The sequence below is a fragment of the Streptomyces sp. DH10 genome (assembly GCF_029813805.1).
Taxonomy (GTDB): Bacteria; Actinomycetota; Actinomycetes; order Streptomycetales; family Streptomycetaceae; genus Streptomyces; species Streptomyces coeruleofuscus.
Map to the genome: position 1 here is coordinate 635,489 of NZ_JARVKU010000002.1, position 19,215 is coordinate 654,703.

At 70.8% G+C, this 19,215-nt stretch carries 19 protein-coding genes; 10 read left to right on the top strand and 9 right to left on the bottom strand.

Annotated features, from left to right (window positions below; genetic code table 11):
• Nucleotides 1-33: 33 nt before the first annotated feature.
• Nucleotides 34-1,539, bottom strand: a complete 1,506-nt coding sequence (locus QC385_RS06565) for a peptide MFS transporter (protein ID WP_279540303.1) — start codon at nucleotides 1,537-1,539, stop codon at nucleotides 34-36.
• 517 nt (nucleotides 1,540-2,056) lie between these two features.
• On the opposite strand from QC385_RS06565, the gene QC385_RS06570 reads away from it, so the two are divergent.
• Nucleotides 2,057-2,734 (top strand): response regulator transcription factor, encoded by a 678-nt coding sequence (locus QC385_RS06570; RefSeq protein ID WP_010034575.1) that lies wholly within the window; start codon nucleotides 2,057-2,059, stop codon nucleotides 2,732-2,734.
• A gap of 38 nt (nucleotides 2,735-2,772) precedes the next feature.
• Nucleotides 2,773-4,050: an ATP-binding protein gene (locus QC385_RS06575; protein WP_279540304.1), complete on the top strand. Its 1,278-nt coding sequence runs from the start codon at nucleotides 2,773-2,775 to the stop codon at nucleotides 4,048-4,050.
• Nucleotides 4,051-4,068: 18 nt separating this feature from the next.
• On the opposite strand, the gene QC385_RS06580 is transcribed toward QC385_RS06575, so the two are convergent.
• The gene (locus tag QC385_RS06580) at nucleotides 4,069-4,575 is read right to left on the bottom strand and encodes a GtrA family protein (protein ID WP_279540305.1); all 507 of its coding nucleotides are present in this window, start codon (nucleotides 4,573-4,575) and stop codon (nucleotides 4,069-4,071) included.
• Between the two features lie 162 nt (nucleotides 4,576-4,737).
• Between QC385_RS06580 and QC385_RS06585 the strand changes: the two genes are divergently transcribed.
• Genes QC385_RS06585 through QC385_RS06595 form a run of 3 tightly spaced genes read left to right on the top strand, consistent with a single transcriptional unit; the run spans nucleotide 4,738 to nucleotide 7,581 of the window.
• On the top strand, nucleotides 4,738-5,877 hold the full coding sequence (locus QC385_RS06585) for a 5-(carboxyamino)imidazole ribonucleotide synthase (RefSeq protein WP_279540306.1): 1,140 nt from the start codon (nucleotides 4,738-4,740) through the stop codon (nucleotides 5,875-5,877).
• A complete protein-coding gene (purE, locus tag QC385_RS06590) occupies nucleotides 5,874-6,398 on the top strand; it encodes a 5-(carboxyamino)imidazole ribonucleotide mutase (protein ID WP_279540307.1) in 525 nt (174 codons plus the stop codon). The genes QC385_RS06585 and purE overlap by 4 nt, the downstream gene beginning before the upstream one ends.
• Before the next feature lie 4 nt (nucleotides 6,399-6,402).
• Nucleotides 6,403-7,581, top strand: a complete 1,179-nt coding sequence (locus QC385_RS06595) for a dipeptidase (protein ID WP_279540308.1) — start codon at nucleotides 6,403-6,405, stop codon at nucleotides 7,579-7,581.
• Here the strand turns inward: QC385_RS06595 and QC385_RS06600 are convergent.
• The gene (locus tag QC385_RS06600) at nucleotides 7,530-8,663 is read right to left on the bottom strand and encodes an alkene reductase (RefSeq protein WP_279540309.1); all 1,134 of its coding nucleotides are present in this window, start codon (nucleotides 8,661-8,663) and stop codon (nucleotides 7,530-7,532) included. The two genes, QC385_RS06595 and QC385_RS06600, sit on opposite strands and share 52 nt — an antisense overlap.
• A 53-nt stretch (nucleotides 8,664-8,716) precedes the next feature.
• Between QC385_RS06600 and QC385_RS06605 the strand changes: the two genes are divergently transcribed.
• Together QC385_RS06605 and QC385_RS06610 are read left to right on the top strand one after the other, a co-directional pair.
• Nucleotides 8,717-9,076, top strand: a complete 360-nt coding sequence (locus tag QC385_RS06605) for a MerR family transcriptional regulator (RefSeq protein ID WP_193508703.1) — start codon at nucleotides 8,717-8,719, stop codon at nucleotides 9,074-9,076.
• 112 nt (nucleotides 9,077-9,188) lie between these two features.
• On the top strand, nucleotides 9,189-10,331 hold the full coding sequence (locus QC385_RS06610) for a dipeptidase (RefSeq protein ID WP_279540310.1): 1,143 nt from the start codon (nucleotides 9,189-9,191) through the stop codon (nucleotides 10,329-10,331).
• 16 nt (nucleotides 10,332-10,347) lie between these two features.
• Here QC385_RS06610 and QC385_RS06615 read toward each other — a convergent pair whose 3' ends face one another.
• Nucleotides 10,348-10,743: a VOC family protein gene (locus QC385_RS06615; RefSeq protein WP_279540311.1), complete on the bottom strand. Its 396-nt coding sequence runs from the start codon at nucleotides 10,741-10,743 to the stop codon at nucleotides 10,348-10,350.
• Between the two features lie 14 nt (nucleotides 10,744-10,757).
• Nucleotides 10,758-11,129 (bottom strand): VOC family protein, encoded by a 372-nt coding sequence (locus QC385_RS06620; RefSeq protein ID WP_279540312.1) that lies wholly within the window; start codon nucleotides 11,127-11,129, stop codon nucleotides 10,758-10,760.
• Nucleotides 11,130-11,258: 129 nt separating this feature from the next.
• Here QC385_RS06620 and QC385_RS06625 point away from each other — a divergent pair, with 129 nt between their 5' ends.
• Complete coding sequence (locus QC385_RS06625) at nucleotides 11,259-11,762, top strand: CGNR zinc finger domain-containing protein (RefSeq protein ID WP_279540313.1); 504 nt, start codon at nucleotides 11,259-11,261, stop codon at nucleotides 11,760-11,762.
• A 688-nt stretch (nucleotides 11,763-12,450) separates the two neighbouring features.
• Here the strand turns inward: QC385_RS06625 and QC385_RS06630 are convergent.
• Nucleotides 12,451-13,794: a UDP-glucose dehydrogenase family protein gene (locus QC385_RS06630; RefSeq protein ID WP_279540314.1), complete on the bottom strand. Its 1,344-nt coding sequence runs from the start codon at nucleotides 13,792-13,794 to the stop codon at nucleotides 12,451-12,453.
• Nucleotides 13,795-13,979: 185 nt separating this feature from the next.
• Here QC385_RS06630 and QC385_RS06635 point away from each other — a divergent pair, with 185 nt between their 5' ends.
• Entirely contained in the window at nucleotides 13,980-15,137 is a 1,158-nt protein-coding gene (locus QC385_RS06635; RefSeq protein WP_279540315.1) for an acyl-CoA dehydrogenase, read from the top strand.
• A 48-nt stretch (nucleotides 15,138-15,185) separates the two neighbouring features.
• Here QC385_RS06635 and QC385_RS06640 read toward each other — a convergent pair whose 3' ends face one another.
• On the bottom strand, nucleotides 15,186-15,743 hold the full coding sequence (locus QC385_RS06640) for an acyl-CoA thioesterase (RefSeq protein WP_279540316.1): 558 nt from the start codon (nucleotides 15,741-15,743) through the stop codon (nucleotides 15,186-15,188).
• A 119-nt stretch (nucleotides 15,744-15,862) separates the two neighbouring features.
• On the opposite strand from QC385_RS06640, the gene QC385_RS06645 reads away from it, so the two are divergent.
• On the top strand, nucleotides 15,863-17,164 hold the full coding sequence (locus QC385_RS06645) for an LCP family protein (protein WP_279540317.1): 1,302 nt from the start codon (nucleotides 15,863-15,865) through the stop codon (nucleotides 17,162-17,164).
• 58 nt (nucleotides 17,165-17,222) lie between these two features.
• On the opposite strand, the gene QC385_RS06650 is transcribed toward QC385_RS06645, so the two are convergent.
• Nucleotides 17,223-17,585, bottom strand: coding sequence for a four-helix bundle copper-binding protein (locus QC385_RS06650; protein ID WP_279540318.1), 363 nt, complete (start codon nucleotides 17,583-17,585; stop codon nucleotides 17,223-17,225).
• 124 nt (nucleotides 17,586-17,709) lie between these two features.
• Nucleotides 17,710-19,194: an LCP family protein gene (locus QC385_RS06655; RefSeq protein ID WP_443032844.1), complete on the bottom strand. Its 1,485-nt coding sequence runs from the start codon at nucleotides 19,192-19,194 to the stop codon at nucleotides 17,710-17,712.
• Between the last annotated feature and the right edge of the window lie 21 nt (nucleotides 19,195-19,215).

The following is a 19,215-nucleotide window of genomic DNA, read 5'->3' on the forward strand; positions in this document are numbered from 1 at the left end:
CGGGTGCGACGGCCCTCTGTCAGGCTCCGGCGATCAGCGGACGTCGCCCATGAGCCCCTTGACCTTCTTGCGGAACATGTACACCGCGAAACCGGCGACCACGGCCAGCGCCGCCTCCAGGGCCACGAAGCCGGTCCGGTCGAGGTTGATCCCGCCGACGGCCGGGTTGGACAGCAGCGCGGTGACGGAGTCGCCCGCGGTGACCGCGAGGAACCAGACACCCATCATCTGCGAGGCGTACTTCGCCGGCGCCATCTTCGTCGTCACGGACAGACCCACCGGCGACAGCGTCAGCTCGCCGACGGTCTGCACGAAGTAGATCGCGACCAGCCACATCGCCGCGGCCTTGTGACCGCCCTCCGCGATCGACAGCGGAGCGAGGAAGAGGAAGAAGGACGCACCCACCAGCACCAGGCCGGAGGCGAACTTCACGATGGTGCTCGGCTCCTTGCCGCGCCGGTTCAGCCACAGCCACAGCCAGGCGAAGACGGGCGCCAGGGCCATGATCAGCACCGGGTTGACCGACTGGTACCAGGAGACCGGGAACTCCCAGCCGAAGACGGTGTTGTCGGCCTTCTCGCTGGCGAAGAGCGACAGGGTCGAGCCGCCCTGGTCGTAGATCATCCAGAAGACGGCGGCGGCGACGAAGAACCAGATGTACGCCGACACCTTCGAGCGCTCGCCGGCGTCCAGGTCCTGGTCGCGCAGGATGCGGGTGATGACCAGGATCGGCACGATCAGGCCGAGGAGGGTGAGCGGGATCAGCGCCCAGTTCAGGGTGAAGTGGCCGGTGCCGCCGACCAGGGCGTAGAAGACCACGGCGACGGCCAGCCAGATCAGGCCCTTGCGCAGGGTGGCGGCCTTCTCGGCGGGCGACAGCGGGGTCGGGACCTCACCGCTCTTCGGGTTCAGGTGGCGGCCGCCGAGCAGGAACTGGACGAGGCCCAGCGCCATGCCGAGCGCGGCCAGGGCGAAGCCCAGGTGCCAGTTGACGTTCTCGCCCACGGTGCCGATGACCAGCGGGGCGACGAAGGCGCCGAGGTTGATGCCGATGTAGAAGACGGTGAAGCCGCCGTCCCGGCGCGGGTCTTCCGGACCGTCGTAGAGGTGGCCGACCATCGTGGAGATGTTGGCCTTCAGCAGACCGGAACCGATGGCGACCAGGCCCAGGCCGGCGTAGAAGCTCGCGGCCGCGGGCAGCGCCAGGCACAGGTGGCCGAGCATGATGACCAGGCCCGCGACGGCGACGGTCTTGCGGGGGCCGAGCACACGGTCGGCGAACCAGCCGCCGGGCAGGGTGAGCAGGTACACCAGCGACAGGTACACGGCGTAGATCGCCGTCGCCGTGCCCGCGCTCAGGTGCATGCCACCGGGGGCCACCAGGTACAGCGGGAGCAGGGCCCTCATGCCGTAGTAGGAGAATCGCTCCCACATCTCGGTCATGAACAGAGTGGCCAGTCCGCGGGGGTGGCCGAAGAAGGTCTTCTCGGAGCCGGGGGTGCCCGGACGGGCCGAGTCCTTCGTCAGGCTGGACGCCATGGTCGTTCCTTGCTGGTCGGGACGCGCCCCGCGGCAGCGGTGGTGCGCCCGGTGGGGGGCGGCCGGCACCGGTGCGTACGGCCGTCCGTCCGACGCCTACGGGGGGCCGCTCCGGGTCAGGAGCGGTGGGCGGTCGCCACCGGGATCCACGCCTCTACGCGCGTATCCGCACGACGAGGCCCGGCCACAGGTCGTTTCCGGTTCAGGGCTGGTGGGGAACCAGCCCGCACACAAAAGAGACCTCCAGGGGCAAACGGCCTCCGAAGGTCGCCATGGTGCTACAGGCGTTGATTCACCATACGGCAGGACACTGCCGCATATGGAAGGACTTGAGACACGGATCACAGGTGGCGGGGGAACCGCGAGCCCCATTTCCATGGTCCTTACCAGGATCGCACCCCACAGCCAGAGGTTTGTGCACCTACCCGCGGAACGTAAGAAACGGGTGTGCCACGGGTAAGAATCAAGGCTTCCGGTCACACCCCAGCTCAGGGCGTCGCAGGTCTACCATCACCTCATGACCCGTGTACTGCTCGCCGAGGACGACGCGTCCATCTCGGAGCCGCTGGCCCGTGCTCTGCGCCGGGAGGGCTACGAGGTCGAGGTGCGTGAGGACGGCCCCACCGCTCTCGACGCCGGAATGCAGGGCGGCGTCGACCTGGTCGTGCTCGACCTGGGTCTGCCCGGCATGGACGGCCTGGAGGTCGCCCGCCGCCTGCGAGGCGAAGGCCACAGCATCCCGATCCTCATCCTGACCGCGCGCGCCGACGAGGTGGACACCGTCGTCGGACTCGACGCGGGCGCCGACGACTACGTCACCAAGCCGTTCCGGCTCGCCGAGCTGCTCGCCCGCGTCCGCGCCCTGCTGCGCCGCGGCGCCGCCGAGCCGCAGCAGCCGCCCGCCACCCACGGCGTGCGGATCGACGTCGAGTCGCACCGCGCCTGGATGGGCGAGGAGGAGCTCCAGCTCACCGCCAAGGAGTTCGACCTGCTGAGGGTGCTGGTGCGCGACGCCGGCCGGGTCGTCACCCGCGACCAGCTGATGCGCGAGGTCTGGGACACGACCTGGTGGTCGTCGACCAAGACCCTCGACATGCACATCTCCTGGCTGCGCAAGAAGCTCGGCGACGACGCGGCCAACCCCCGCTACATCGCCACGGTGCGCGGTGTGGGCTTCCGCTTCGAGAAGAGCTGAGCCGCGAGGCAGGCACGGGTAAACACGGGTAACAGGACATGCGCCGCCGACTGATCCAGTCCACGCTCGCCGTGGTCCTCGTCGTGATCGCCGTCTTCGGCGTCTCCCTCGTCATCGTCGAGACCAGGACGATCAGCAACAGCGCCCAGGAACGGGTGGAGTCCGAGGCGGTCCGGCTGGCCAGCATCGTCGACAGCCGGCTCTTCGTCGCCCAGCAGGTCGACGCGGAGGTGCTGCGCAAGCAGGTCACGCAGGACCGCTACTACGCGGTGATCCGCATCCCCGGCGAGGAACCCATCGAGGTCGGCTCCAAGCCGTCCGGGGACGTGATCACCGCGACCGCGCCCGGCGAGGAGGGCGAGACCGTCACCGTCCAGGAGCCGCGCTCCTCGGTGACCCGGGAGGTCGGCCGCACCCTGCTGATCATCGGGCTGGTCGCGCTGCTGGCGGTGGTGGCCGCGGTGCTGCTGGCGGTCCGCCAGGCGAACCGGCTGGCGTCGCCGCTGACCGACCTCGCGGAGACGGCCGAGCGGCTCGGCTCGGGCGATCCGCGCCCCCGGCACAAGCGGTACGGCGTGCCCGAGCTGGACCGGGTGGCGGACGTGCTGGACGGCTCGGCCGAGCGCATCGCCCGCATGCTGACCGCCGAGCGGCGGCTCGCCGCGGACGCCTCCCACCAGCTGCGGACGCCGCTGACGGCGCTGTCGATGCGGCTGGAGGAGATCACCCTCACCGACGACCCGGACACGGTGAAGGACGAGGCGACGATCGCGCTGACGCAGGTCGAGCGGCTCACGGACGTCGTGGAGCGGCTGCTGACGAACTCCCGCGATCCGCGTACCGGCTCCGCCGTCACCTTCGACCTCGACGAGGTCATCCAGCAGCAGCTCGCCGAGTGGCGTCCCGCCTACCGCAGCGCGGGCCGGGCGATCGTCAGCTCCGGCAAGCGGCATCTGGAGGCCGTGGGCACGCCGGGAGCGGTCGCGCAGGTGCTGGCCGCGCTGATCGAGAACTCCCTGATGCACGGCGGCGGCACGGTGGCGCTGCGCACCCGGGTCACCGGCAACCAGGCCGTCATCGAGGTCACGGACGAGGGCCCCGGCGTCCCCGCCGACCTCGGGGCCCGCATCTTCGAGCGGGCGATCAGCGGCCGCAACTCCACGGGCATCGGCCTGGCCGTGGCCCGCGACCTGGCGGAAGCCGACGGCGGCCGCCTGGAGATGCTCCAGACCAAGCCCCCGGTGTTCGCCCTGTTCCTGTCCCGCACGCCCGTCGGGAAGTCCCGCGGCGGCGAGGACAAGCCGATGGTCCGCTGACGCGGCTCACGACACGCTCTACGGCACCCGCTGCCCGGCCTGCGAGCGCCTGGCGCGTTCGCTCTTCAGGATCGACTCCGCGTCCGCCACCGGCTCACGGCCCGGAAGGGCTCGGAACACCCAGCTGCGGTACGACCAGAAGCGGAACAGCGTGGCGATGCCGATGCCGACGAACTTGAAGATGTTGTTCTGGAGGGGGGTGTCCCAGCCGAAGCCGTACGTGGCCGCGTACAGGACACCGTTCTCGATGACCAGCCCGACCGCGCTGAACAGCAGGAACAGGGACATCTCCCGCGTGCGGCGGGTCTTGTCGCGGTCGCGGTAGGTGAAGTAGCGGAAGCCGACGTAGTTGAAAACGATCGCGACGACGGTCGCGATGACGCTCGCCCGCACCACCTGGAGATCGGTGACGTGCCGTACCAGGTTGAACACGAGGAGGTTGACCAGCACCCCGGCACCGCCCACCGCGCCGAACTTGGCGACTTCGTGGAGGAGCCGTCGGAGCCGCGAGGCACCATGTCCCATGGTCGTGCAGGCCCCCGTCCGTGGTTGGCGTCAACTCAGCCATGCTAACCACCCTCCCGCGCGATCTTCCTGCGGACGCCGGTGGAGGGCCGGAGATGGTCCGGACAGGGCCGGGGTGGGGCAGGAAACCGGCCACCCTGGCGCGGCCGATACCCTGGGGGAGTGACGTTCCCGGTAGTCGGCATGGTCGGCGGGGGCCAGCTCGCTCGTATGACACACGAGGCAGGCATCCCGCTCGGCATCAGGTTCAAGCTCCTCAGTGACACCCCGCAGGACTCAGCTGCGCAGGTCGTGAGCGATGTCGTCGTCGGCGACTATCGCGACCTCGACACGCTGCGCGAGTTCGCCCGCGGGTGCGATGTGATCACCTTCGATCACGAACACGTGCCCACCGAGCACCTCAGGGCCCTGGAGGCGGACGGCATCCCCGTGCGCCCCGGCCCCGACGCGCTCGTGCACGCCCAGGACAAGGGTGTGATGCGCGCGAAGCTCGACGCGATCGGCGTGCCCTGCCCGAGACACAGAATCGTTTCCGATCCGCAGGACGTGGCGGCCTTCGCCGCCGAGGGTGACGGCTTCCCCGTCGTCCTCAAGACCGTCCGCGGCGGTTACGACGGCAAGGGCGTGTGGGTCGTCGACTCCGTCGAGGAGGCCGCCGATCCGTTCAAGGCCGGTGTCCCCGTGCTCGCCGAGGAGAAGGTCGACTTCCTCCGCGAGCTCGCCGCCAACGTCGTGCGCTCCCCGCACGGACAGGCCGTCGCCTACCCGGTCGTCGAGTCCCGCCAGGTGAACGGCGTCTGCGACACGGTGATCGCGCCCGCCCCCGGCCTCGACGAGGGCCTCGCCCTGCGGGCCGAGGAGATGGCGCTGAACATCGCCAAGGAGCTCGGCGTCGTCGGCCATCTCGCCGTCGAGCTGTTCCAGACCCGCGACGGCCGCATCCTCGTCAACGAACTCGCGATGCGCCCGCACAACTCCGGCCACTGGTCGATGGACGGCGCCGTCACCAGCCAGTTCGCCAACCACGTCCGGGCGGTCCTGGACCTGCCCCTCGGCGACCCGCGCCCGCGCGCCAAGTGGACCGTCATGGTCAACGTCCTCGGCGGCGACTACCCGGACATGTACTCCGCGTACCTGCACTGCATGGCCCGCGACCCCCAGCTCAAGATCCACATGTACGGCAAGGACGTGAAGCCCGGCCGCAAGGTCGGCCACGTCAACACCTACGGCGACGACCTGGACGACGTGCTGGAGCGCGCCCGTCACGCAGCCGGCTACCTGAGAGGCACCATCACCGAATGAGCCCTGTTGTTGGCATCGTCATGGGGTCGGACAGCGACTGGCCCGTCATGGAGGCCGCCGCCAAGGCCCTCGACGAGTTCGAGATCGCCTACGAGGTCGACGTCGTCTCCGCGCACCGCATGCCGCGCGAGATGGTCGCGTACGGCGAACAGGCCGATGAGCGCGGGCTCAAGGTGATCATCGCCGGGGCCGGCGGCGCCGCCCACCTGCCCGGCATGCTCGCCTCGGTCACCCCGCTGCCCGTCATCGGCGTGCCCGTGCCGCTGAAGTACCTCGACGGCATGGACAGCCTCCTGTCGATCGTGCAGATGCCGGCCGGCGTCCCGGTCGCCACGGTCTCCGTCGCCGGTGCCCGCAACGCCGGCCTGCTCGCGGCCCGCATCCTCGCCGCGCACGACGAGGAACTCCGCACCCGCATGCGCGAGTTCCAGCAGGAGCTGAACGACCAGGCCACCGAGAAGGGCAAGCGCCTGCGCTCCAAGGTCGAGGGCGCGAACGGCGGCTTCGGCTTCGGGAAGTGACCCCATGACGTCCCTCGCCGACGCCCGCACGCTCCTCGCCGAGTTCCCCGTCGCCGACGGGCACAACGACCTGCCCTGGGCGCTGCGCGAGCAGGTCCGCTACGACCTCGACGCCCGCGATGTCGCCGCCGACCAGAGCGCCCACCTGCACACCGACATCCCGCGGCTGCGCGCGGGCGGGGTCGGTGCGCAGTACTGGTCGGTGTACGTCCGCACGGACTCGCCCGACCCGGTCGCGGCCACGCTCGAACAGATCGACTGCGTACGGCAGTTGATCGACCGGCACCCGCAGGACCTGCGGCCCGCGCTGACGGCCGCCGACATGGAGGCCGCGCGCCGGGAGGGCCGTATCGCCTCCCTCATGGGAGCGGAGGGCGGCCACTCCATCGCCAACTCCCTGGGCACCCTGCGGGGTCTGTACGGGCTCGGCGTGCGCTATCTGACCCTCACCCACAACGACAACGTGGACTGGGCGGACTCCGCGACCGACGAGCCGCGGGCCGGCGGCCTCACCGCGTTCGGCCGGCAGGTCGTGCGGGAGATGAACAGGCTCGGGATGCTCGTCGACCTCTCCCATGTGGCGGCGACGACCATGCGGGACGCGCTCGACGCGAGCTCCGCCCCGGTGATCTTCTCCCACTCCTCGGCGCGGGCCGTGTGCGACCACCCGCGCAACATCCCGGACGACGTCCTGGAGCGGCTGCCCGCCAACGGCGGCATGGCGATGGTGACGTTCGTGCCGAAGTTCGTGCTCCAGGCGGCCGTGGAATGGACAGCCGCGGCCGACGAGAACATGAGCGCCCACGGCTTCCATCCCCTCGACACCACCGCGGAGGCCATGAAGGTCCACCGCGCCTTCGAGGAGCGGCACCCCCGCCCGGTCGCCACGGTGTCCACGGTCGCCGACCATCTGGACCACATGCGCGAGGCCGCCGGCATCGACCACCTCGGCATCGGCGGCGACTACGACGGCACGGCCTTCACACCCGACGGCCTGGACGACGTCTCCGGCTACCCGAACCTGATCGCGGAGCTGCTGGACCGCGGCTGGTCGAAGGCCGACCTGGCGAAACTGACCTGGAAGAACGCGGTGCGGGTGCTCGACGCGGCCGAGGACGTGGCACGGGGCCTTCAGGCCACGCGGCCGGCGTCCAACGCCACCATCGACTCGCTCGATGGCTGAGCGTCGAGGGCGGGGTAGTCGGTGTAGCCGGTCGCCCCGCCCACGTACATGAAGTACCGGTCGCGCATCTCGTTCAGCGGCGACCGGTGCCGCAGCCGCGTCACCAGGTCCGGGTTGGCGAGGAACGGCCGGCCCAGGGCGATCAGGTCGGCCCCGGCCGCCAGCAGCGCCTCGGACGCCCGGTGCACGCCGTCCGTGGAGATCTCCTTCAGCACCGGGTTGGCGACGATCACGCCTGGCCAGCCGGCCCGCACCTTCCGGAACACCGGCGTGTCCGGGTCGGCGTACCCCAGGTGCAGGTAGGCGAGCCCCAGCCCGCCGAGCCGCTCGACGAGCGCCGGGTAGATCTCCTCGGTCTCACCCTCCTCGATGCCGTTGACGGTGTTGCCGGGGGAGACCCTGAGCCCCACCCGCCCGGCTCCGATCTCGGCGGCCACGGCCTCGGTCACCTCGGCCGTGAACCGGATCCGGGCGGCGACCGGCCCGCCGTAGCCGTCGGTGCGGAGGTTGGTGTTGCGGGCGAGGAACTGGTGGAGCAGATGGCCGTTGGCGGAGTGCACCTCCACGCCCTCGAACCCGGCGTCGATCGCGTTCCGGGCGGCGCGTGCGAAGTCGGCGACCGTGGTGCGGATGTCCTCGGCGGTCATCTCCCTGGGCACCACGGCAGGCCGGTGACCCTCCGGCGTGAAGATCGTCTCGGGCAGTGGGACGGGCGAGGGTGCGACCGGGGTGAGCCCGCTGGTCGCCGGGTGACCGACCCGCCCGCCGTGCTGGAGCTGGAGGAACATCCGTCCGCCCGCCTCCCGCACCGCGTCCGTGACCCGCCGCCAGCCGGCGACGTGCGCCGGGCTGTGGACGGCGGTGATGTTCGGGTACGTCTGCCCGACCGCGTTCGGCGTCGCGGCCTCGGCGATGATCAGCCCGGCGGAGGCGCGCTGGGCGTAGTACGTGGCCATGAGCGGGGTCGGGGTGCCGTCGGCCTCGGCCCGGTTGCGGGTCAGGGGCGCCATCACCAGACGGTTGGGCAGGTCCAGCCCGGGGAGACGAGCCGGTTCGAAGAGTGCTGTCGTGTACTGCGTCATGCCCGTACGCTAGAACCTGACACGGATGTCAGAATCAAGTGCGGGAGTGGGACGTGCGGATCGGTGAACTGGCCCGGCGCACCAACGTGAGCGAGCGGTCGCTGCGCTACTACGAGAAGCAGGGGATGCTCACCGCCGAGCGGACGCCCGGCGGGCACCGGGAGTACCCGGAGGCCGCCGTGGACCGGGTCATCCGGATCCAGGAGCTGTTCGCGGCGGGACTGTGCAGCGAGAAGATCGTCCAGCTGCTGCCGTGCATGCGGGACTCGGACGGCCGGCCCTCGGCCCGCGCCACCCCTAACCTGGTCGCCGAACTCACCACCGAGCGCGCCCGCATCGACCGGATGATCGCCGATCTGGTCCGCTCCAGGGACACCCTCGACGAGGTGATCGAGGCGGCCCGGCTGTCCTGAGCGCGTCGCCGCGCGAGCCCGGGACCGTACTCCGAACGCCCCGCCCACCAGGAACCCTTCAGCGCTCCGTGCGACCGTGACCGTACCTCACGAACGACCGTACGGAGCCGCCATGGCAGACCTCCAGGACGACCTGCGCACCACCGCCGCGGCCGGTGAGTTCGACGACCTGGCCGAGCCGTACCCGGACGAGGCCGTCATGGCGGCGGACCCGGCGGAGCCCTATGAGCCCGTCTCCGACCCGGACGACGCGCCGATGACCCGGGCCCACGCCATCCTCGCCGCCTACCCCGTCGCCGACGGCTACAACGGACTGCCCTGGGCGCTCAAGCGCCTGCCCTACTTCGACCTGGAGGAGGGCGAGGCCACGGTCGACACGGACGTGCCCCGCCTGCGCCGAGGGCATGTGGGCGCGCTGTTCTGGTCGCTGCACCTGCCGGACGGCCTGGACGGCGACCGGGCCGTCGGCGCCACGCTGGAGCAGCTGGACCTGGCCAAGACCGTCGCCCGGACCTGCGACGAGGGACTGCGGCCGGCCTGCACGGCGGGGCAGGTCGCCGACGCCCGCAACTGCGGCCGCGTCGCCGTGCTCCTCGGGCCCGCCGGGGCCCCGGCCGTGGGCGACTCGCTGGGCATCCTGCGCCAGCTGCACTTCCTCGGCCTGCGCGTACTGACGCTGACCGGGGTGTCCTGGGCGAGCGAGGCGGGGCTGACGAGGTTCGGTGAGGAGGTCGTGCGCGAGATGAACCGGCTCGGCGTCATCGTGGACCTCTCCGGTGCCTCCGCGCCGACCGTCCGCCGTGTGCTGAGCCTCTCCCGGGCGCCCGTGCTGTGCAGCCGCTCCGCCGCCCGCGCCCTGCGCCCCCACCCGGTCAACCTCCCCGACGAACTGCTGGCGGAGCTGAGCGCAGCCAAGGGGCTGTGCCTGGTGCCGCTGACCGCCGAGCAGACCGGCCCGACCGTCCGCGACGTCGCCGACCATCTCGACCACATCCGGGCCGTGGCCGGTGCGCAGTGCGTAGGGCTGTCCGGCACGTACGACTCGGGCTCGGCCCACCCGCAGGAGCTCGGCGACACGTCCTGCTACCCGCGGCTGATCGCCGAGCTGCTGCGGCGCGGCTGGGACGAGGCCGACGTGGCCCTTCTGACTTGGGGAAACGTCCAGCGGGTGCTGCGCGGCGCCGACTTCACAGCCCGCGCCGCCCAGCAGCGACGCGAGCCGTCGGCGGCGACCATCTCCGAGCTGGACGGGTGACCGGCAGGCGGGTGACTCAGGTCGTGTGCTCGATCCGGCACAGGCAGAAGGGATGCCCCGCCGGGTCGGCGTACACCCGGAAGTCCTTCTTCTCGTAGTCCTCCCGGTCCAGCACCCGCGCCCCCAGCGCCAGCACCCGCTCCTCGGCCGCGTCGATCTCCTCCCAGGTCGACCCGCCGTCGAAGTCCAGGTGGAACTGCTGGGCGTTGCGGTCGGCCCTGGGCCACTCCGGCGGGGTGAACCCGGGCGAGCGCTGGAAGGCGAGCCGCGGCCCGTCGGGGATCCGCAGCACCACCCAGTCGGGATCGTCGTCCTCGGGCGTGCCTCCCCCGACCTGCGCGTAGAAACGGGCCAGCTCGCGCGGGTCGGGGCAGTCGACGACGACGGTACGGAAACGTGCCACAGCAGGCATGAGGCCTCCCGGTGTCAGCCGGCGCAGAGGCAGAACGGGTGCCCGGCCGGATCGGCGTAAACCCGGAAGGTCCGCGTCCGGTCCTCGGCGTCCAGCGGCTTCGCCCCGAGCGCCAGCACGCCCTTCTCCGCCGCGTCCAGGTCCTCCACGTCCAGGTCGAGATGGAACTGCTGCGAGCCGTCGGACGACGGCCACTTCGGCGGTACGTACCCGGGGGATTCCTGGAAGGCCAGTGCCGGTCCCCCCGGCACCTTCAGGTCGACCCACTCGCCCGAGTCGTCGGACTGCACCGTGGGAGTGCCGCCGAGCACCTCGGCGTAGAAGCCGGCCAGTGCGCGCGGGTCGGGACAGTCCAGTACGACGACACCAAGTGTGGCGAGAGCCATGACTTCCTCCTTGAAGTCGCTGTTACCCGTCACTGTTACCTGCACAGCCCGGGTAACCGGTAACCGTTACTCCATGCTGGCCCATTGGCGGTAACCTCGCAAGGGGAACCCGAGAGGTACGGTCCAGCCATGACGGAGAGATCGCCCGCCCCCGGCGGCCTGGCCCTGGTCGAGGCCCTGGTGAACACGCTGGACATCGAGTCGGGTGCCGACTCGCTGGACACGGCGGAGGGCCGGGCACGCTTCGGGATCACGCGGGACGAGGCCGAGGACGCCCGCGCACTGCGCGAGTCCCTGCGCGTGGCCCTGCTCGCCCACGCGGGTCACCCGCCGCACCGCGAGGTGACCCCGCTGGGCGACCTGCTGGCCGGGGCGCCGCTGGTGGTGTCGGTCGACCGGCGGGACGGCTCGGCGACCCTCGCCCCGGCCGACGAGGGTCCCCTGATCTCCCGCGTCGCGGCCGCCGTCGCCGAGGCCCTGGTCGCCGGAACCTGGACCCGGCTCAAGGCCTGCGAGGCCACCGACTGCCTCTGGGCGTACTACGACCGCAGTCCGGCCGGCCGCGGCCGCTGGTGCTCGATGCAGGTCTGCGGTGCCCGGGCGAAGATGCGCCGCTACCGGGCGAAGGGCTGAGCTGCGCGAACGCCCATGTCTCCTCCCCCCCGGGCGCCCGGGAGCCGACCAGGAGCAGGCGCAGCACCGCGACTCCGGCGCCGATGCCGGCCCGCTCGACCATCCGCAGCCGCAGCGGGACGGGGAACGAGCACGGCGGAGAGCAGGCGGTCGTCGAAGTCGTAGCGGAACGAGGGCGTTCGGTGTCCTCCGGCACGGTGAGGGACGCCCCGCCGAGCGTGACGCGACGGCGCAGGACCGGCAACGGCCCGTACCAGACGGTGAGTTAGGCGAGCGAGCGCCCGGGGGCCCACGGTGTACCGGCCGGGCAGCGGCAGCCGGCGGCCGGCATCGTCGCGCGACCGGGGCGGGGGAGGGGCGGTGGGCAGGGTGACGGTCGTCATCCCGGTCTTCTTGAAGGCGGTTCCCGAAGCATGGCGATGGTGTGGAGAATGGAGCGGGCGCCGCTCCGGCCGGCTGAGCCCCGGCCGGAGCGGTGTCCACCCTGTCGGGCCGGAGGAGGCTGCCGCCCTTGAGGGGAACTGCCCGAGCGCGGCCTCGGCGCTCGGGCGCGACAGTAAAAGACACACAGAAAAACCGCGCGGCTCCGCACGCTCCTTCACCGGCCCCGCGAGAATTCCCGAATCTTCCGAAAAGCCGTCAGGAATTCACGAACGGACCGAATTCGAGCTCGTGCGGTCCGTGGGACTCAGGCGGTCGGCCGCCCCATCGCCCGGTACGTCCACCCGGCCTTGCGCCAGCGCTCCGGGTCGAGGGCGTTGCGGCCGTCGAGGATGATCCGGGCCGCCGCGGCCTCCCCGAGCGCCTCCTCGTCCAGCTCGCGGAACTCCCGCCACTCCGTCAGATGCAGCACGATGTCGGCGCCCCGCACGGCATCCAGCGCCGAGTCGGCGTAGCCGAGGGTCGGGAAGACGCGGCGGGCGTTCTCCATGCCCTTGGGGTCGTAGACGGTGACCTGCCCGCCCTGGAGGTGGATCTGCCCGGCGACGTTCAGCGCGGGGGAGTCCCGTACGTCGTCCGAGTCGGGCTTGAAGGTCGCGCCCAGGACCGCCACCCGCTTGCCGAGGAACGGTCCGCCGCCCAGCGCCTGCCGGGTCAGCTCCACCATCTGCCCGCGCTGGCGCATGTTGATGGAGTCGATCTCGCGCAGGAACGTCAGCGCCTGGTCGGCACCCAGCTCACCGGCCCGCGCCATGAAGGCGCGGATGTCCTTCGGCAGACATCCGCCACCGAACCCGATCCCGGCCCGCAGGAACTTCTTCCCGATCCGGTCGTCGTAACCGATGGCCTCCGCCAGCTTGGCCACGTCACCGCCCGCGGCCTCGCACACCTCCGCCATGGCGTTGATGAAGGAGATCTTCGTGGCGAGGAAGGAGTTCGCGGAGGTCTTCACCAGCTCGGCGGTCGGGAAGTCCGTGACGACGAACGGCGATCCCTCGGCGATCGGCGTGGCGTACACCTCCCGCAGCAGCTTCTCGGCCCGCTCGCTGCGCACGCCCACCACGATCCGGTCGGGGTGCAGCGTGTCCTTGACGGCGAAGCCCTCGCGCAGGAACTCCGGGTTCCACGCCAGCTCGGCGTCCTCGCCGGCCGGCGCGTGCGCGGCCAGGTAGGACGCCAGCCGGTCGGCGGTACCCACGGGCACGGTCGACTTGCCGACGACCAGGGCGGGACCGCGCAGATGCGGGGCGAGCGAGGCGAACGCGGAGTCGACGTAACTCATGTCGGAGGCGTACTCGCCGTGCCGCTGCGGGGTGTTCACGCAGACGAAGTGCACATCGCCGAAGGCGCCGATCTCGGCCCAGTCCTGGGTGAAGCGCAGTCGCCCGCTGGAGCCCTCGAAACCGGCGACGTGCCTCTGCAGCAGCTCGTCGAGCCCCGGCTCGTACATCGGGGCCTCGCCGCGCTCCAGCTTCTCGATCTTCTCGGGCACGACGTCGAGCGCGAGCACCTCGAAGCCCAGCTCGGCCATGGCCGCCGCGTGTGTCGCGCCGAGATAACCGGTGCCGATCACGGTGATCTTCAGGGCCATGGGTGCTCCAGGGGTCTACGGCAGGTGCGCGCCCGAGCATATCCGGGGCATGGGAGTGCGCTTCACAGGGCAACTTTCCCGCTGTCGTCTAGCTCACGTATCCCTCCGGTGAGCGACCCCATAAACTTTTGATTACTTAACGGTAGTTAGCGCCACCATCGCAGCGTTTTGGAGCGTGAGAGACCTTGGCCGGATCGGCTGACTTCGACCTGTACCGCCCGTCCGAGGAGCACGACATGCTCCGCGACGCCGTCCGCTCACTGGCCGAGGCGAAGATCGCGCCGTACGCCGCCGCCGTGGACGAGGAGGCCCGCTTCCCGCAGGAGGCCCTCCAGGCGCTGGTCGCGAACGACCTGCACGCCGTGCACGTACCCGAGGAGTACGGCGGCTCGGGTGCCGACGCACTGGCGACCGTCATAGTGATCGAGGAGGTCGCGCGCGTCTGCGCCTCGTCCTCCCTCATCCCCGCGGTGAACAAGCTGGGCTCGCTCCCCGTGATCCTCTCCGGCTCCGAGGAGCTGAAGAAGAAGTACATGACCCCGCTCGCCAAGGGCGACGGCATGTTCTCGTACTGCCTGTCCGAGCCGGACGCCGGCTCCGACGCCGCCGGTATGAAGACGAAGGCCGTCCGCGACGGCGATCACTACGTCCTCAACGGCGTGAAGCGCTGGATCACCAACGCCGGCGAGTCCGAGTTCTACACGGTGATGGCGGTCACGGACCCGGCCAAGCGCTCCAAGGGCATCTCGGCCTTCGTCGTCGAGAAGTCCGACGAGGGCGTCTCCTTCGGGGCCCCCGAGAAGAAGCTCGGCATCAAGGGCTCGCCCACCCGCGAGGTCTACCTCGACAACGTCCGCATCCCCGCCGACCGCATGATCGGCGAGGAGGGCACCGGCTTCGCCACGGCGATGAAGACCCTCGACCACACCCGCATCACCATCGCCGCCCAGGCCCTCGGCATCGCCCAGGGTGCCCTCGACTACGCCAAGGGCTACGTCCAGGAGCGCAAGCAGTTCGGCAAGCCGATCGCCGACTTCCAGGGCATCCAGTTCATGCTCGCCGACATGGCCATGAAGATCTCGGCCGCCCGCGCCCTGACCTACCAGGCCGCCGCCGCCTCCCAGCGCGGCGACGCCGACCTCACCTACCTGGGCGCCGCCGCCAAGTGCTTCGCCTCGGACGTGGCGATGGAGGTCACCACGGACGCGGTCCAGCTCCTCGGCGGGTACGGCTACACCCGCGACTACCCGGTGGAGCGCATGATGCGCGACGCCAAGATCACGCAGATCTACGAGGGCACGAACCAGGTCCAGCGCATCGTGATGGCGCGCAACCTGCCGTAACAGGCTCGTGCGTCAGCGAGTGAGCCTCCCGTCCTGCGGGAGGCTCACTCAGTCCTCGAACCCCTCCGCCACCCGCTTCTCCCGCAGTTCCATGATCGCCCGGCGGCGGGCCAGGCGGTGGGTGCGGCGGATCTGGGCCTCCTGGTAGCGGCGCTTGTCGCGTTCGGTCTCCGGGAGGACCGGGGGGACCCGGCGGGGCTTGCCGTCGGCGTCGACGGCCGCGAACACGAGATAGGCGGAACCGACCTGGGTGGGCGGGGCGGACTCGTTCCAGCGTTCTGCCAGGACGCGGACGCCGACCTCCATGGAGGTGCGGCCGGTCCAGTTGACCTGTGCCTTGACGTGGACCAGGTCGCCGACGCGGACCGGCTCCAGGAACGCCATCTCGTCCATGGACGCCGTCACCGCAGGCCCGCCGGAGTGCCGCCCGGCCACAGCACCCGCCGCGTCGTCCACCAGCTTCATGATCACGCCACCGTGCACCGTCCCCAGAAGGTTCGTGTCGTTGTGGGTCATGATGTGGCTGAGGGTGGTGCGGGAGGCCGAAGTCGGCTTGCCCGGGATATCCGGAGTGCCGGAATCCGCAGCTGGGGGCTGGTCTGTCATGGCCCCTACCTTATGCCGAGGCGGTATGAGGGGGTTTTGTGTCAGCTTCGCCACAGCCGTGCTCTGATTTTCCGACGACTCTTGTATGGCCCACTACCGGGACCGGCACACTGGGGCGCATGAACAATTGGCCCGAGGGATGGTCCGACGACAACCGCGGCAGCCGGTACGGACGCGGAAGCGCCAGCGCACAGCCGGAGAGCGCCCGTGTCATGCGGCAGGTCCGCCGCGGTCAGGCGCCGTCGCCCGGGCAGGGTGCGTACGGCGGTGCGGCGCCGTACGCCGGCGGGGTTCCGCAGCAGCCGTCGTACGTCAACGGCGGCTACGCCGAGCCGCCGGGCGGCTACGACAGCGGCTACAACACCGGCCAGGTCTACGGCTCCCCCGGTGGCAGAGGCCCCGGCGGTCCGGGCGACGACATGTACGAGCCGCGCCCCGCGCCGAACTGGCGCCGCCGTATCAAGGTGACGGCGATCACGGTCGCGACGGTACTGGTCGTGACGACCGTCGGCACGTACTTCTGGGCCGACTCCAAGCTCAACCGCGACGTCGACCTGTCGAAGGTCATCGAGCGGCCGAAGGCGGGCGCGGGCACGAACTACCTGATCGTCGGCTCCGACAGCCGCGCGGGCCTGTCGGCCGAGGACAAGAAGAGGCTGCGCACCGGGTCCGCCGAGGGCAAGCGCACGGACTCGATGATGATCCTGCACACCGGCGGCAACGGCCCGACGCTGATCTCGCTGCCGCGTGACTCGAACGTCACGGTCCCGTCGTTCAAGGGGTCCGACTCCGGCAAGTTCTACCCGGCCACAGGTCGCCAGGTGAAGCTGAACGCGGCGTACGCGGAGGACGGCCCCGAGCTGCTGGTCCGTACCGTCGAGGCCAACACCGGTCTGCACATCGACCACTACGTGGAGATCGGCTTCGGCGGCTTCGCGAACATCGTGGACGCGGTCGGCGGTGTCGAGATGGACATCCCGCAGGACATCAAGGACACCAAGTCGGGCGCGGACCTCAAGAAGGGCAAGCAGACCCTCAACGGCGAGCAGGCCCTCGCCTTCGTCCGCACCCGCTACGCGCTCAGGGGCTCCGACCTGGACCGTACGAAGAACCAGCAGAAGTTCCTGTCGGCCCTGGCCAACCAGGTCGCCACCCCGAGCACGATCCTCAACCCGTTCAAGCTGTACCCGACCATGGGCGCGGGCCTGGACTCCCTCGTGGTCGACAAGGACATGGGCCTGTTCGACCTGGCGTCGATGTTCTGGGCGATGAAGGGCGTCAGCGGCGGCGAGGGCAAGTCGATGAACATGCCGATCTCGGGCAGCGCCCCGAACGGCAACCTCCAGTGGGACAGCGCGAAGGTGAAGACGCTCGTCAGCCAGCTGAAGAACGACGAGACGGTCACCGTCTCGGGCAACTGAGCACCGGCATGCGTCGGGGGCACCCACGGGGGTGCCCCCGACTGCTGTGAGGCGGTGCTCACATCGTGGCGGCCGACATCGTGCGGCACGTCTCGGCACAGCGGCGACACGCCTCGGCGCAGCGCATCATCTGGGCGTCGTCCGGCATGGACATACACGCCTCGGCGCACATGTCACAGGCCCGGGCGCACATCGCGCACATCTCGGCCGACAGCGGCGAGCGCCGCATCATCATGTCGGCGCACATGCGCGTCATCTCGGCGCAGTCCATGACCGCGCGCATGATCTGCATCTGGGCCTGACCGCCCATCTGCAGGCAGGAGCTCATGGTCTCCTCGCACACGCTGTGGCAGGTCATGCACGCCTGGACGCAGTCCTGCATCTCCTTGCTCAGCGGGGTCATGGCGGCTTGCTGGGTCATGATTCCTCCCGGGTGGGGCGGCGAGGGCCGGGGGTCGACTCTCGTGCCCTTCCGTCCTACGCCTGCCGGGCCCGGACCGCCACGGGGCGGAAGGAAGGAATCCGCCATGCGTGCGCCGCGGCCCCTATGAGCACGCCACCTCATCCCCGCGTACCACTCCGAACTCGCCCTGCCCCGGGTCCTCGGCCCGTACCTTGCGGACGCGTTCGAAGTCCGTGCCGGCGATGACCTTCAGGGTCGCGCCCAGGCCCTTGACCGGGCGGAGTTCGCTGCCCGGCAGGGCCGTGGCGAGGGACTTGGCCGAGCGGTCCCAGCGGGGGTCGTAGGCGACGACCGTGCGCTTGACGTCGCGGGCGGCGGCGTTCACCGGGGCCCGGGTCGTACGGAAGCCCGTCGAGGCCAGGGCCGCGTCGACACGGCGGCCCAGCCCGGGCGTGCGGGTGCCGTTCTCCACCCGGACGCGGATCTGCTGGGGGGCGACCGAGACGATCCGTGCCGCGCCGCGCGACCGGTGCGCGGACAGCGGCTGGTCCTCGCGCAGGGCGTGGAAGAGCCGCTCCGCCTTCACGGGGTCCCACTTCAGCATGGAGCCGACGCCCTTCACGGCGTATCCCATCCGCCCGATCGGGACGGTCGTGAACTCGGAGGAAGAGGGGGAGAAGTTCCGCATGGCCCGGCCCAGGTCCAGCATCTCGTCCGTGCCGAAGCCCTTGTCGGCGCGCACCGAGCCGAGCACGGCCCGTGTCACGTCCCGGAACTTCATCGGGTTGAGGAGGATCCCCGAGGAGGTGATCCGCTCCACGAGCGCCGCCATGAAGCGCTGCTGCCGTTTCATCCGGCCGAGGTCCGACGCCCCGTCGATGTGCCGTGCGCGTACGTACTGGAGCGCCTGCCCGCCCGCCAGCGTGTGCCGCCCGGCCGGGAGGTTCAGGCCGGTGTAGCTGTCCTTCAGGGGGGCCGCGGTGCAGATCTGTACGCCGCCGACCACGTCCACGGTCCGCATGAAGCTGGTGAAGTCGACCTCCAGATAGTGGTCGATCTTCACCTTCGTCATGCTCTCGACGGTCCGCACGGTCAGCTGCGGCCCGCCCTCGGCGTACGCCGCGTTCAGCTTGACCGGGTGCCCGCCGTGCCGTTTGCCCGTCGTGCGGTCGACGTGCGCGGGCATCACGGCGTACGAGTCGCGCGGCAGGCTCACGACGCTCGCGCGCTTCCGGTCCTCCGAGATGTGCACGATCATGATCGTGTCGGTGCAGTGGCAGGGCGCGCCGCCCAGCCGGTACTTCCGCCGCTCCTCCTTGCTGATCTTCTCGCGGCCGTCGGTGCCGACCAGCAGCACGTTCATGCCGTGGCCCGCCTGCGGCCGGTTCTTCATGTCCTTGAAGGGGTCGACCCGGGTGATGTCCGCGTCCAGGCTGGTCATCACCGCGTGCCCGATACCGGCGGACGCGAGGACCACCACGGACAGGGTGGTGACCGCCCGCATGCCCCAGTGCGGTTTCCGGCGCCGCACGGGCGGGGCGGGCCTGCGCGGGGCCCGCCCGGGGGAGGGCTGCGGGCGGCGCTGCGGGGCGGCGGTGGACCGAGGGGACCGTGGCGGCGTGGGCAAGGGGACACCTCCGGACGACGG

Excerpts from the sequence above, each read along its gene's own strand:
- QC385_RS06610 (WP_279540310.1), top strand. The coding sequence starts at position 9,189 with ATGGCAGACCTCCAGGACGACCTGCGCACCACCGCCGCGGCCGGTGAG.
- QC385_RS06595 (WP_279540308.1), top strand. The coding sequence starts at position 6,403 with ATGACGTCCCTCGCCGACGCCCGCACGCTCCTCGCCGAGTTCCCCGTC.
- purE (WP_279540307.1), top strand. The coding sequence starts at position 5,874 with ATGAGCCCTGTTGTTGGCATCGTCATGGGGTCGGACAGCGACTGGCCC.
- QC385_RS06565 (WP_279540303.1), bottom strand. The coding sequence starts at position 1,539 with ATGGCGTCCAGCCTGACGAAGGACTCGGCCCGTCCGGGCACCCCCGGC.
- QC385_RS06600 (WP_279540309.1), bottom strand. The coding sequence starts at position 8,663 with ATGACGCAGTACACGACAGCACTCTTCGAACCGGCTCGTCTCCCCGGG.
- QC385_RS06580 (WP_279540305.1), bottom strand. The coding sequence starts at position 4,575 with ATGGGACATGGTGCCTCGCGGCTCCGACGGCTCCTCCACGAAGTCGCC.
- QC385_RS06620 (WP_279540312.1), bottom strand. The coding sequence starts at position 11,129 with ATGGCTCTCGCCACACTTGGTGTCGTCGTACTGGACTGTCCCGACCCG.
- QC385_RS06625 (WP_279540313.1), top strand. The coding sequence starts at position 11,259 with ATGACGGAGAGATCGCCCGCCCCCGGCGGCCTGGCCCTGGTCGAGGCC.
- QC385_RS06575 (WP_279540304.1), top strand. The coding sequence starts at position 2,773 with ATGCGCCGCCGACTGATCCAGTCCACGCTCGCCGTGGTCCTCGTCGTG.
- QC385_RS06570 (WP_010034575.1), top strand. The coding sequence starts at position 2,057 with ATGACCCGTGTACTGCTCGCCGAGGACGACGCGTCCATCTCGGAGCCG.
- QC385_RS06615 (WP_279540311.1), bottom strand. The coding sequence starts at position 10,743 with ATGCCTGCTGTGGCACGTTTCCGTACCGTCGTCGTCGACTGCCCCGAC.
- QC385_RS06650 (WP_279540318.1), bottom strand. The coding sequence starts at position 17,585 with ATGACCCAGCAAGCCGCCATGACCCCGCTGAGCAAGGAGATGCAGGAC.
- QC385_RS06640 (WP_279540316.1), bottom strand. The coding sequence starts at position 15,743 with ATGACAGACCAGCCCCCAGCTGCGGATTCCGGCACTCCGGATATCCCG.
- QC385_RS06645 (WP_279540317.1), top strand. The coding sequence starts at position 15,863 with ATGAACAATTGGCCCGAGGGATGGTCCGACGACAACCGCGGCAGCCGG.
- QC385_RS06630 (WP_279540314.1), bottom strand. The coding sequence starts at position 13,794 with ATGGCCCTGAAGATCACCGTGATCGGCACCGGTTATCTCGGCGCGACA.